Origin of the sequence: Hespellia stercorisuis DSM 15480, assembly GCF_900142165.1 — a bacterium.
Classification (GTDB): domain Bacteria; phylum Bacillota; class Clostridia; order Lachnospirales; family Lachnospiraceae; genus Hespellia; species Hespellia stercorisuis.
The window spans coordinates 1-12063 of the sequence record NZ_FQZY01000039.1 but is presented as its reverse complement, the minus strand read 5'-3'; the positions used below and the strand labels follow the sequence as shown (position 1 = coordinate 12063).

Genomic DNA, 12063 nt, shown 5'->3' with positions numbered 1-12063 from the left:
CTGTTGTCCGGTAATTTGTGATTTTTTTGTTCTTTTACTCAACATTTACAGAGCGTGCTCTGTGATTTTGTCCTCTGGAATTGCTCCCCTTACTCCTCCGAGGACGTCCCTGTATCGCTCGTCTCTTCTGTCTGCACCAGCCCCGCTGTGGATGTCGCATTCACCGCCGTCTCATAAAATGTCACGGTCAGGCTGACGTTCAGGTCCCCACTGTTGTTGATCCCTGTAGACTGTGTCGATGTCGTCGACACATCCACATCCTTGATCAGGCTGCGGTACTGACAGTTCTTCAGGCTCAACAGTATGTTCTTCATGCTGGCGTAGCTGCCGGTATGGAAGGATACGCTGATATCCCGTCTCACGGTATCTCCGGTCAGTGTTGCATCCGCAAAATCCAGATTAAATGTATCTGCGCTCGCCAGAATGCGGTTCAGCTCTGCAATCTCATTCTCCAGATTGTTGTAGGTTGCCACCGTTCCATTCAGCTGGGACTCGCCGCTGTCGATCTCCGCCTGCATCTGCTGCATCTTCGCCACCTTGGCCTGTGCTGTCTGCAATTCCAGATCCAGATCCTCGACACTGTATGTTCTCGATGCTTCAATGGCATCCACATACACGAACTTATAATAGAAGATTCCCAACAGAATCACCGCACACACCAGCAGCAGAATCTTCTCTCGCAATGTAAATCTGCGGTTTATCATGATGCATCACCTCCCGCTGTCTCTTCCGCCGCATCCGCGGCCCCCGTATCTGCTGTTCCTGCATCGGTAACTCCTGCCACATTCAGTTCAATCACGATATTGGCTGTCACCAGCTGACTGTTGCTCTGCGAGCTGTTGGTCGATGCCGTCGACACCGTCACGAAGGAGGTACGGTCATCGGCCTGCAGTGCACTCACCACCTGTGACACCGTTCCGAGATTTGTCTCGCTGAGCACCACCATCACCGTGTTGCCTGTCATCTCGAGACTCTGGATATCTGCTCTTGCCATCACACAGCTCTCCAGCAGATTCAGTACGGTAATCCGGTCAACCACCAGCAGTTCTTCTTCATTCATGTAACCGTTGGAATAATGGCTGTACTCCTCCTGCACGGCATCATAATCCTTCAGTGACGCGTTCATATCGTCGATCTGCTGCTGTACGTCCCGATAATTGCTCTCCACTGCCGATGCTTCGGATATGGGATCTGCCACCGCAAATTTTGAGAACGCCGCCAGTGCGATCAAGAACACCACAAACACTCCGATCTGCAGCTTGATGTTGCCCTGATCTTCTTCCCTCATCGCCAGATTGATGGATGTCTTCTCCGGGTATTTTGCTTTTGTAAGTTTCTTCAAGTCTCCATCCTCCTATCTATTGCCAGGTGATCCCCGCCGCCGCGGCACCGTTCAGCAGATCCTCGCGTTCTCCGCTGCCCGCCGGGAACAGGGTGTCAATTCCAACCAACTCCTGCTCAATGATGGAAGAGATCTCATCCAGAAGCGGCGTGATCATCGCCCCGCCTCCACAGTAATATACCTTTTCCAGTGTGTTGTCCGGATGGTTGAAGCTGTAGAAATTCAGCACCCGCATCAGCTCTACCGCGATCCGGTTGTAAAGGGAAACACAATCCTCATGGTTCCAGATGTCCTCCCGGTTCTTCTGCTTGTAGAGTTCGGCAATATGCCGATCCGCCCCGGTCGTGTCCGAGATGATGGACGTCATGGCCTCCAGCCCCGGTTCAATGTTGCAGGTCACGTCGTAATGTCCCTGCTTGTAAATGTGCAGCTTCACGGAGGTATGCCCGATATTAAGGACCCCATAATCCGGAACGCACTCTGTTTCTTCGCCCTCCAGCTCCTGGTATCTGCGGATGATATTCTCATACGCCACGATCTCCGGTGCCGCCAGGACCAGCTTCAGCCCGGCGCGCTTCATCATATTCCGGTACCGTTCCATCGACGCCTTCCGCACAGCCACCGCGAGCAGATCCATATTCTTCGGTGTACCCTTGTCATCTCTCTCCATGCCCACCACCGCGTAATCATAAAAATACTTTTCCTTCTCATCGGTGATATAGTCGTGGAACTCATACGGGAGATTCACCTTCAGCTGGTCTACCGTCATCGCCGGCATATTCACCCGGAGCACGTAGGTCAGTCCCTCCGGCAGAACGACCGCCGCATTCTTTCCCGGGATGTGCTGCTCCTTCAATGTCTCTTTGATAAAGTCTGCCATGGCCTCCCACGAGACGATCTGTCCTTCCCGTACCGTGTTCTCCGGCAGTTCCACCGCCACCATACGCTTCACGGTCTCCTCCTCACAGACAGCCATCTTCATCCTGTAATTTCCTATCTCAATTCCTATGTAAGTCTTCGCCATCGAACCATAGCTCCTTCCTGTGTCTGCCCCTGTCAAATGAATCGGTTTCTTCTAAAATAATCCAATATACCACTGCACCACTTCCTGTCCCACCAGAGTGGTCACAAGCGTTGCCGCCGCGATTGCCGGTCCGAACGGGATCCGGTTCTGCTTCAGGCCCAGTGCGAGGATAATCCCGAACAGACATGCGATGATCAGGTTCAGCAGACTGCCGCCGATTCCCAGATACAGTCCCACCATAAAGAACAGCTTGATATCACCGCCGCCTAAGCTTTCTTTTTTTAATATTTTATCAAATAAAAGTGATAAGAGCAGCATTCCGATTCCAATCGAGAGCCCGCCAATCAGACCCCTCGTGATCTGGCTAACCGCCGATTCCTCCATCAGAGGAATGGTGACTGCCCACCAGACAATTCCCACAATGATGAATACGTTGGGAATCTCGTAGATCTCCAGATCCACCAGTGCCAGTCCGAGCAGAATGCACACCAGCACCAGATAACGCAGTGCCTCAAAGCTCACATCGAACTTCCATACCACACTGACAAATGCCGCCGCCATGAGCAGCTCCGTCAGCATATACCGTGGAGAAATCTTCTCCCCGCAGTACCGGCATCTCCCGCCCAGGAACAGATAGCTGAATACCGGCACCAGATCCGCCGCACCCAGAGGGTGGTCGCAGACCGCGCAGTGGCTTCTGCCGCTCAGCACATTCTCACCATGGGCGATGCGCCACGCCATACAATTGATAAAACTACCAAAGACGGCACCAAGTATCCCAGTTATCACCAGAATATAGGCCGTCAGAAAAATATCCGTATGTAACATCAGTTATTGTCTCCTTTAACCCAGGATAGCGTCAGCTCCCCGTCCCGGCTCACCACCTTGATGACCATGGTACCCGGATCGCCGTAATACTTCTTATCCCCGATTTTCATTACTTTGTATTCATTATACCCTGATTTCTTCTCACCGTAAATGGAATTTGTCGGATGATCAAAATATCCCACATAGCCTTTACTTGTCAGGTGCACACAGTTTCCGCCTCCGCAGCTTCGTACTACACAGTCGCCGCCGACAGTATTAAGGCTTGCCACCGATTCTGCTGTGTTGACCAGCATCTGATCGTCGCCCATACGGACCTGTTTGCGGTACCAGAGAAAGGCGAGGATGAGGAGAAATATGACGAAGACTGCTATGAAAGATGTGCATAGCAGTTCGATTGTTGAAAAGCCTTTTTTGTTTTTTAGTTTCTTCATAGATTATATACTCTTCTCTCGTGCAATGTTTACATACATCCGACTGTAATTCATCAGAAACCTTTCTGGCAGAATATCTCATTTTATAACCCGTATTGTTTATCTTCTATTGAAAACCACTTGTACAATTTGGGGTTTTCCCATCCCCTCAGAAGTACTGAGGGAACGAGAAAAACTCAAATAAAATGCATTCTCACGCCGCAACCCGAACGGCAGGAAAATTCTAAGTTTCTATTCTCCAGTTACCCAAGTCAATGTAACTTTACCAGCCGTATCGATTGATGCTTGAATTACTTGGTCCTTTACAAGTGATTCTTCTGTATAGGTTCCATATTTTTTTGAACCACCCTTTGTTTTTGTTCCCTGACCATATTTCTCTTCTGGTACATTTTTAGTAAGTACGCCATTGTTGGCATCGTAATAAATTGATACAGAATCAGTCTGAGCCGAACCAAAGGTCACGCCATCTACCGTCTCATCACTTAAATACGCCGCTACTACAGCTGCTTTTGCTGCTCTCATATTTGCAATATCTGTTGCTTCTCTGGATTTCTCAAGTCTGCTGGTGAAAATCGGAATAGACACCGCTACCAATACCGCAATAATTGCAACTACAATCAATAACTCAGCAAGGGTAAATCCCTTTTTATTCAATTTCGTTTTTAATGTTTTCATTTTAAATTCCTCCTTAGTCTGCATCTGTTTTTTCATTCCTATTGTTTTTTATTAGTATTTATCCTCAAAGGCATCGGGTTGAAATGCCAATTGATTCGTATTACATGAGCCCATACATCTGAAACATGGGCAAATAGATGGCGATGACGATAAATCCTGCAAATCCTGCCATCAGGACCATGATTGTCGGCTCCAGCTTGGAGATAGCCTTCTGTGTGGCGTTATCCGCCTCGTTGTCGTAGTAGGAACCGATGGTGTCCAGTGTACCCTCCATCTCTCCTGTCTCCTCACCGATGGCACACATCTCAGTCAGTGTCTTGGGGTAGTACTTGCATTTTCTCATGCAGTCTCCCAGTCTTTTTCCTTCCTCGATGCTTCCCGTCATCCGGGAGGTGTCATCTGCCAGCGCATAATTGTCGAGGACCTTTGATGTTACGTCCAGCGACTGTGCCACGGTCAGCCCCGCCTGCAGCAGTGCCGACATGGTATTGGCGAATTGGCTCGCTCCATTCATCAGCATAATATTTCCAAGAATCGGCATCTTCAGCTTGAACTTGTTCCATTGGAGTTTTCCTGTTTCCGATCTGGTATAAAACTTAAATCCAATAATGAAAACCAGCACTGCTGCGACCATCCACCAGATATTCTTTTCAAAAAACTTCGACGTGCTGATCAGGAACTGCGTGATTGCCGGCATGTCTCCTCCCAAGTCAGCAAAGGTCGCTGAGATCGTCGGTACAACTTTGACCATGACCACAATCAGTACGACCACCGCCACGATCACCACAAAGATGGGATACGTCAGCGCCTGCTTTACTTTCTGCGCCGTCTTGTAGGATTTCTCATAGTACTTCTCCAGCGTTTCGAAGGACCGCTCGATGGTACCGGATTGTTCCCCGGCCCGTATGGTCTCCGTGAAAGTCAGCGGCAGGCCTTTGCAGTTCTTCTCGAAGCTGCCTGCTACGCTGTTTCCCTCTGCCACGTCCTCCGCCGAAGCGAAGAGCATCTTTTTTAGTTTTTTATCCTGTGTCTGTTCTGCGATCATCTCCATGCACCGCGCGATGGGCACACCGGATTTTAATATGATCGAGAACTGGGAGCACATGATGGACAGTGCTTTCTGGTCTATCTTCTTTCCGCCGATCTCCATGGTGAGCAGCCCTGTTTTCTCCTTCACCGGGGAGACCTTCAACACAATCGGACAGGTCGCCTTGATCTTCTCTACCGCCATGTATTCGTCTGTCGCTTCTACCACGCCGCTTACTTTGGCGCCGTCCCGCGACATTCCTTTATATTGATAGGTAATCATCCTGGCTTCACTTCCTCTCTGTAGTGTATTTTCAATTTATTATTTAACTCCTTGTTTTCTTGTAATTCTGACAGCAACGCAACCGCTTAATATGCGTATTTCTTCATGTACTGCTTGTCATTTGCCGCCTCCAGTGCCACCTGTGCAGATATCTTCTTTTCTTTCAGAAGCTGGACCAGGTAATTGTCCATGGTCACACTTCCCTCCGAGGCTGCTGCCAGCATGGAGGAGTGCATCTGCGGTGTCTTTCCCTCGCGGATCAGGTTCTTGATCGCTGCAGTCACCACCATTACCTCACAGGCTGCCACACGGCCTTTTTTCTCTTTTCTCACCAGAAGCTGCTGGGAGAGCACTGCCTTCAGACAGGTGGATAGCTGCAGCCTGATCTGTGGCTGCCGGTCCGCCGGAAATACGCCGACGATTCGGTCGATCGCATCTGCTGCCGAGTTGGTATGCAGCGTGGCGAATACCAGATGTCCTGTCTCCGCCGCGGTCAGTGCCGTCTCGATGGTACTCAGGTCTCTCATCTCACCGATGAGGATGATATCCGGATCCTCCCGGAGGATCGCCCGTAGTCCCTTGTCGTAGCTCTCGGTGTCCTTGCCGATCTCCCGCTGGTTGATGACACATTTGTCCGGCTCGTATAAGTACTCCACCGGATCCTCCAGCGTGATGATGTGCTCGGTCCTTGTATGGTTGATCTGGTCCAGGATGGCCGCCAACGTGGTCGATTTACCACTTCCGGTCTCTCCTGTCACCAGAATGATGCCCTTCTGCCAGGTCGGGAACTCGCTCACGATGGGCGGAAGTCCCAGCTGATCCAGCTTCGGGATCTTGTTGCTCAGGATACGAAGTGCCGCCGAGATACTGCCCTGCTGCCGGAAGAGGTTGATCCTGACACGCTCATCCGCGATGGTCCGGGCCAAGTCCAGCTCTCCGATCTCTTTGATCTGATCGTAGAGATCGCCTGCCAGGTCTTTTGCAAATCCCCTGCAGTCTTCTTTTGTTAACGGAACCGGGTAAATATCCTGCAATTGCCCGTCGATGCGGTACTTTGGAGGAATCCCGCACACGAGGTGGATATCCGATGCACCGTCTGTGCTTGCCTGTCTTACAAGTTCTTCTACTGTCATCTCCCGACTCCTTTCTGAATGTTCTATCGTTTTATGGAAATTTCTTATCGTTTTACGGAGATTCATTCTCGTTTTGCGCTAGTCCAGACGATTGATCGTCCTGCAGACTTCCTCAACGGTCGTGACACCATTTTCTATGAGGATCTTCGCGTTGTCGTTCATGCTGACGAACCCGGATTCTTTGATGAGCGCTCTGATCTCCTGCTTGTCCTTGCCCTGTGCGATGCAGCTTCGCAGCGCCTCGTTCATGGTCAGGATCTCGAAGACTCCGCTCCGTCCTCTGTATCCGGAGTGGAAACACATCGGGCAGCCTGCTCCGTGGTAGAAGTTCTTCACTTCCCCCGGCCTGATTCCGAGCGATTCGCATAAATCCGTGTCCGGTATGTACTCTTCTCTGCAGCTATGGCAGATTTTTCTGACCAGACGCTGGGAGATAATGCCCCGCAGACCGCCTGCTATCAGGTACGGCTCCACACCCATATCCCGAAGCCGGTCAATCGCGGAAATGGAATCCTCTGTATGGATCGTGGAGATAACCAGGTGTCCGGTCATGGCCGCTCTCATGGAAATCTCGGCCGTCTCGCCGTCCCGGATCTCTCCGACGCAGATAATGTCAGGATCCTGTCTCAGAATGGAACGAAGACCACTTGCAAATGTAAGTCCCGTCTTCTCGTTGATCTGCACCTGTGTGATGCCATCTATATGGTATTCCACCGGATCCTCCAGTGTAATCAGATTGACTTCTTCTTTGTTCAGTTCTTTGATCAGCGTGTACATGGTGGACGACTTACCGCTTCCGGTCGGTCCTACGATGAGGATCACGCCGCTTGTGTTGGCGAGCAGCCGGTCGATCTTCTTTGAATCACTGTCCATCATACCGATTCCCTTGCGGTCCAGCATGGAGGCCTCTCTCGAGAGAAGACGAATTACCATCTTTTCTCCGTATATGGTAGGCAGTGTCGATAATCGCAGGTCAATGTCCTGACTCTTGATCTTAATTCCCGCCCGTCCATCCTGTGGGATTCTCCGCTCTGCGATATCCATGTGCCCCATGACCTTCATACGGGAAATCACGGAATCCTGCAAGTCTTTCGGAATCTGTAAAATGTTGTGCAGTCTGCCATCGATACGCATCCGGATGTTCATATCCCCGGAGCTGGGCTCGATGTGTACATCGCTGGCACCCTCTGTGACGGCTCTCTCTATAATGGAATTTACCAGTCTGACGGTCGGAGCACTTGCCCCTTCGTTATCTTCTGCATTTCCGGTACCGGTGTTCTCTTCCGCTTCGCTGTACCCGGCCTCCTGACGCATCTGTGCGATTGCTCTCGTCGCACCTTCATTGCCGTACAGGGCACTGATTGCTCTGTCGACCGCATTCTCAGAGGCGATCATGGGGATTACTTTTTTACGGGTCGCCGCACGAACCTCCTCGATTGCCATAAAGTTCAGCGGATCCTTCATCGCCAGATACAATTTGTCCTTGTCGACCCTGACCGGGATGACCCCGTTTTTCTTGGCAATATTCTTCGGGAGCTGCTCTACCATCTCTGCCGGGATGTTGGTGCTGGACAGATCGATAAAATTGATACCGAGCTGCATGCGCAGGGCTTCGATGAGCTGTGCCTCGGTAATGAATCCGTTCTTAATAAGTACGGCGCCCAGTCGGTCTCTGGTTCCCTTTTGAAGATCAAGGGCTTCATTCAGTTGTTCTTCTGTAATCAGACCTACCGATTGGAGTAGATCCCCCAGGCGTTTGTACTTCATATTATTTCCTTCTCTCGTGTTGTGTTGTTCTGTATTATGCTGTTCTGCTTTATGTTGCTCTGTATTATGCTGTTATGTCTTATGCTGTTATGTATTATACAATTCGTTCACTGTCCGTATTGGTGATTGATTGGATTGATCGTAATTTTGTCTCCCTTTATGAAGTCGTTATTTTTATACTTTATCGCTATGTTCAGTGTAAATGTTTTTTTCGTTGAATCGTAGGACAGTTCTTTTAGTATCGGGACCAGAGCATCCGTCTGCGTCTTCTCTGTCAGAAGCGGAACCTGTGTCCTGTTGACCATGCTGCAGACTGTAATTTCATTCGATGCACCTTCCGGGTTCACCGGCAAATAGATTCGGTAGCCTCTGGACGGGCTGTCAAACGCAAGCACTGTTTTTTTATCTGGATCCGCCGGATCCGGTTCCTCCGGATTGATGTTCTGCGCGTAACGCAGTTCATTGATCACCGCGGTCAGTGCCGTGGATCTGAGGGTTTCTGCTTCGGCCTTCAACGTGACTTTGGTGTAAGCATTTTTGACCACCATGACTCCGCCGCCGATGACAGATGTGACGAGTGCGATGACCAGCACGGTCATGAGCATCTCCGATATGGTAAATCCTTTTTCTGATCTTATTGTCTGCTTCATCTGCCTCGATCCTTTTATTCTTCAGATACCGAAGTATCGTTAGTTTTCAATTTTGTAGGACACCAGTGTATCGTCTTTATAGATATTGATTTTTATTCCATCTATTGAAATGCTCGTATCCTTCGATGTTATTTTGTTGTCTGCGTTGATATTGTACACTTCTACATTAAGCTTGTGACTCCCTGCCACTTTTTGCTTATCACTATACGTTTCCACCCCTGAGAGTCCTTCATAGAACTTCTTCATAGTCGTCTCGCCCTTCTCCACGATGTGTGTCGCGTTCATGACCATGGATGCCAGAAGCAGCATTGCAAGTGCCGCAATCAGCGATGCCACCAATGTCTCTGCAAGTGTCTCACCACTGGAGGACTGTAGCTTGTTTTCAAGTTTTTTCATACTACTTCCCCTCGCTTCCTGTGGTAATCACCGCGTCTGTCCATGTAAGGGTCGTTTTGTATTTGACAACTGTTTGATTGTCTGCTCCTAATTCCTGTCCGGAGCCCGGTTCTCCCGAAGGTATATCCGCATCCATCGAGATTGCCGCCGGAATGGTCAGGATGCACTCGTATCCGTCCTCTTGTCCTTCTTCATATAATGTAATCTCGATCTCATAATCCGGCTTCATTGTAAATTCTGCAATGACTGTCTTTGTCAGATCCGCGGAAGAGGTTGATATCTTCAGTGCTTTCTTATATAATGCATCGTCTTCTTTTCCTGCTTCTTTCGCTTCTTTAGATTCCTTAAATACGGTCTCAGCTGCATTTTTCAAAAGGTCTGCGAACTGGCCTGACGGCTTCTGATTGTAATCGTATGTATTGTCGGTTTCATCCGATGATGGAGCTTTTGTCGAGTAATACGCGAACACTTCGCCTTCCATACTGTCCCGCAGCACTTTCGCCGCGGATGTCACATTGTAATAGGCTTGTTCGTCTTCCCGAAGTCCTGCAATTCGTCCGCTGGAGGCCGTTCCTGCTGCCAATACGACCGAGCCTGCCATCGCGCACATGAGGAAAAATAATAACGCCAGCAAAATCGTAGCACCTGATGTTGATTTTATTTTTTCGCCAACCATTACTTCTCACTCCTTTTGTTTCTGATGCGCACTCTACTTTTTCAGTCCGACCGCAATCATCAGGATGTTCTCACTCTCGCCATTCTCCAATCTGAGATAGCCTGCCTTTTTTTCCAGCAGTTGTTCCATCTTCTGGTAATGCTCGTTTTGAATGGTCTGATTCTTGTCGCTGGAGTATACTATCTTCAGAAATTCCTTTTGTTGTACACAGAGGGCTCTGATATGGATAAAACGTATCTTCCGCTCTGTACACTCCTGTGCTGCCTCCATGGCCATCTGCAGTGCGTCCCGCAGTACTTTTTCAAACTGCAGATCCGTCAGTGCACAGCGGTGAATCCTGTCGCCCTCGACTCTCAGCACAATTCCCTGACCCTTCAGCAAATCGTCATATTCCTTCAGTAGATTATCTACGGGTTTATAGGGAGTAAACAAACGCCGTAAAGCCTGGCTGGAGATATTCTGTTGTTCCTCATATTCATTTAGATGCCTCATGCAGCTCCTGCCTCCTTGCCCCACGTTTTCCTTTATGTTTACATTCGTAATTATAACCCACATACTTTATTGTGGTTTGGAGAAGTTGAATTTGACGTGTTTTTTGGAGATATTTGAAAATTTGAGAAGCTTCTGTTTTGAGATATTTCGAGGCTTTTTAAGGTGTTTTTCACTGAAGAAAACAGCAGAAGGAACCGATCATCATACACCGATTCCTTCTGCTGTCATTTGAATTGTATCTCCACGTTATTCTTTTTCATCGCAGGCTACATCCTGTTGAACATATATTTGTAATACTGATCTTTCACTGATTTCTGGTATTTTCTTGATATCGGGATCACAATGTCATCCATCATGAAGTTCGCGGTCTTCATCTCACTGATATAGTACATATTCACAATGTAGCTCTGATGACAACGTATCAGACTGTCGGATGCCAGCTGCTCCACCACATCCGCCAGTTTACCGTAGCTCTCAATATTCTCGCCGTCGGCCAGATGTACCACAAATTCCCTGTTGTTGCTCTCTATGTAGACAATGTCACGGCAGAAGATTCTCTTCCAGTTGCCGCCCCTGCTTTTCACCATCCAGGATGAACGCCGGTCTGCCTTGTTGTTCTTGGTGTAGAAGGTGAAGCATCTCTCAATTGCCTGGTACTGTACCGGCTTAATCAGGTACGCCATGGCGAACATATCAAATGCTTCTGCATAATAGTCCTTGCTGTCTGCCATGATAATGATCGCGACGTTCAGACTGTAGGAGCGGATTTTCGCCGCTGCAGCAATGCCATCCCCTTTTTTCAATGTCGTGGCACTCACGCAGATGACATCGTATGCCGACGCATCCATCTCGATCTGCTCCACCAGATCATAGACGTTGTCATACTCCACGCAGACGACTTCTCCGGAAAGCTCCTTCAAATTCGCAATCAAATATTCTCTTGTCTGTATTTCCCTCTCGCAAACAGCTATCCGTATCTTCATGCCGCCCCCCCCCGCCAATCTCCGTTTTCGCCTGTAAATATATGAATTAAGTATAGCACATTCATTTTTTTGTGTCTAGGAAATCCGCGTGATACCAGCGTTGAGGAATAAATTTAATTATGTCTATCCCTCATCTACTGTTTATGCTTTTTAGCACTTTATCCACATTTTCCTTGTTAACGCCTTTTGTTATGCACTTCGTATAGGTCCACGAAGCCAATCCTAAAAAAATGTGGATTATTCAGTTATTTCGTCTTTCATTTAACCACCACCTGTGCTAAAATAACATTGTTATTCCAAGTACATTGTTGTGTACTTAAAAATGTAGGATACATCTTCATTCGTTACTGTCAGTCC

The 12063-nt window shown here is 48.8% G+C and carries 14 protein-coding genes; all 14 read right to left on the bottom strand.

All coding sequences use genetic code 11. From position 1 onward, the window contains the following. Window positions 1–89: 89 nt before the first annotated feature. Entirely contained in the window at window positions 90–704 is a 615-nt protein-coding gene (locus tag BUB85_RS12865; RefSeq protein WP_073111128.1) for a type II secretion system protein M, read from the bottom strand. Next, a complete protein-coding gene (locus tag BUB85_RS12860; protein ID WP_073111126.1) occupies window positions 701–1342 on the bottom strand; it encodes a hypothetical protein in 642 nt (213 codons plus the stop codon). Before BUB85_RS12860 ends, BUB85_RS12865 begins: the two co-directional genes overlap by 4 nt. Before the next feature lie 16 nt (window positions 1343–1358). Then, window positions 1359–2366, bottom strand: a complete 1008-nt coding sequence (pilM, locus tag BUB85_RS12855; RefSeq protein WP_073111124.1) for a pilus assembly protein PilM — start codon at window positions 2364–2366, stop codon at window positions 1359–1361. A gap of 51 nt (window positions 2367–2417) precedes the next feature. Next, on the bottom strand, window positions 2418–3194 hold the full coding sequence (locus BUB85_RS12850; protein ID WP_073111122.1) for a prepilin peptidase: 777 nt from the start codon (window positions 3192–3194) through the stop codon (window positions 2418–2420). Continuing rightward, window positions 3194–3625 carry a hypothetical protein gene (locus BUB85_RS12845; protein WP_073111120.1) on the bottom strand — a complete coding sequence of 144 codons (432 nt, stop codon included), beginning with the start codon at window positions 3623–3625 and terminating at the stop codon, window positions 3194–3196. Before BUB85_RS12845 ends, BUB85_RS12850 begins: the two co-directional genes overlap by 1 nt. Window positions 3626–3856: 231 nt before the next feature. Further along, on the bottom strand, window positions 3857–4300 hold the full coding sequence (locus tag BUB85_RS12840; RefSeq protein ID WP_073111117.1) for a type II secretion system protein: 444 nt from the start codon (window positions 4298–4300) through the stop codon (window positions 3857–3859). 100 nt (window positions 4301–4400) lie between these two features. Next, complete coding sequence (locus BUB85_RS12835) at window positions 4401–5609, bottom strand: type II secretion system F family protein (RefSeq protein ID WP_073111114.1); 1209 nt, start codon at window positions 5607–5609, stop codon at window positions 4401–4403. 86 nt (window positions 5610–5695) lie between these two features. Further along, a complete protein-coding gene (locus BUB85_RS12830) occupies window positions 5696–6742 on the bottom strand; it encodes a type IV pilus twitching motility protein PilT (RefSeq protein WP_073111112.1) in 1047 nt (348 codons plus the stop codon). A gap of 78 nt (window positions 6743–6820) precedes the next feature. Next, window positions 6821–8509, bottom strand: coding sequence for a GspE/PulE family protein (locus tag BUB85_RS12825; protein WP_073111110.1), 1689 nt, complete (start codon window positions 8507–8509; stop codon window positions 6821–6823). A 107-nt stretch (window positions 8510–8616) separates the two neighbouring features. Next, entirely contained in the window at window positions 8617–9159 is a 543-nt protein-coding gene (locus BUB85_RS12820) for a pilus assembly FimT family protein (protein WP_073111107.1), read from the bottom strand. Between the two features lie 39 nt (window positions 9160–9198). Continuing rightward, on the bottom strand, window positions 9199–9555 hold the full coding sequence (locus BUB85_RS12815; protein ID WP_073111105.1) for a hypothetical protein: 357 nt from the start codon (window positions 9553–9555) through the stop codon (window positions 9199–9201). 1 nt (window position 9556) lies between these two features. Continuing rightward, window positions 9557–10231, bottom strand: a complete 675-nt coding sequence (locus BUB85_RS12810; RefSeq protein WP_073111104.1) for a hypothetical protein — start codon at window positions 10229–10231, stop codon at window positions 9557–9559. Between the two features lie 33 nt (window positions 10232–10264). Continuing rightward, entirely contained in the window at window positions 10265–10723 is a 459-nt protein-coding gene (locus tag BUB85_RS12805; protein WP_073111102.1) for a hypothetical protein, read from the bottom strand. Window positions 10724–10989: 266 nt separating this feature from the next. Continuing rightward, the gene (locus BUB85_RS12800; RefSeq protein WP_073111100.1) at window positions 10990–11706 is read right to left on the bottom strand and encodes a LytR/AlgR family response regulator transcription factor; all 717 of its coding nucleotides are present in this window, start codon (window positions 11704–11706) and stop codon (window positions 10990–10992) included. Between the last annotated feature and the right edge of the window lie 357 nt (window positions 11707–12063).

Excerpts from the sequence above, each read along its gene's own strand:
- BUB85_RS12850 (WP_073111122.1), bottom strand. The coding sequence starts at position 3,194 with ATGTTACATACGGATATTTTTCTGACGGCCTATATTCTGGTGATAACT.
- BUB85_RS12865 (WP_073111128.1), bottom strand. The coding sequence starts at position 704 with ATGATAAACCGCAGATTTACATTGCGAGAGAAGATTCTGCTGCTGGTG.
- pilM (WP_073111124.1), bottom strand. The coding sequence starts at position 2,366 with ATGGCGAAGACTTACATAGGAATTGAGATAGGAAATTACAGGATGAAG.
- BUB85_RS12800 (WP_073111100.1), bottom strand. The coding sequence starts at position 11,706 with ATGAAGATACGGATAGCTGTTTGCGAGAGGGAAATACAGACAAGAGAA.
- BUB85_RS12835 (WP_073111114.1), bottom strand. The coding sequence starts at position 5,609 with ATGATTACCTATCAATATAAAGGAATGTCGCGGGACGGCGCCAAAGTA.
- BUB85_RS12815 (WP_073111105.1), bottom strand. The coding sequence starts at position 9,555 with ATGAAAAAACTTGAAAACAAGCTACAGTCCTCCAGTGGTGAGACACTT.
- BUB85_RS12820 (WP_073111107.1), bottom strand. The coding sequence starts at position 9,159 with ATGAAGCAGACAATAAGATCAGAAAAAGGATTTACCATATCGGAGATG.
- BUB85_RS12830 (WP_073111112.1), bottom strand. The coding sequence starts at position 6,742 with ATGACAGTAGAAGAACTTGTAAGACAGGCAAGCACAGACGGTGCATCG.
- BUB85_RS12810 (WP_073111104.1), bottom strand. The coding sequence starts at position 10,231 with ATGGTTGGCGAAAAAATAAAATCAACATCAGGTGCTACGATTTTGCTG.
- BUB85_RS12840 (WP_073111117.1), bottom strand. The coding sequence starts at position 4,300 with ATGAAAACATTAAAAACGAAATTGAATAAAAAGGGATTTACCCTTGCT.
- BUB85_RS12805 (WP_073111102.1), bottom strand. The coding sequence starts at position 10,723 with ATGAGGCATCTAAATGAATATGAGGAACAACAGAATATCTCCAGCCAG.
- BUB85_RS12845 (WP_073111120.1), bottom strand. The coding sequence starts at position 3,625 with ATGAAGAAACTAAAAAACAAAAAAGGCTTTTCAACAATCGAACTGCTA.
- BUB85_RS12825 (WP_073111110.1), bottom strand. The coding sequence starts at position 8,509 with ATGAAGTACAAACGCCTGGGGGATCTACTCCAATCGGTAGGTCTGATT.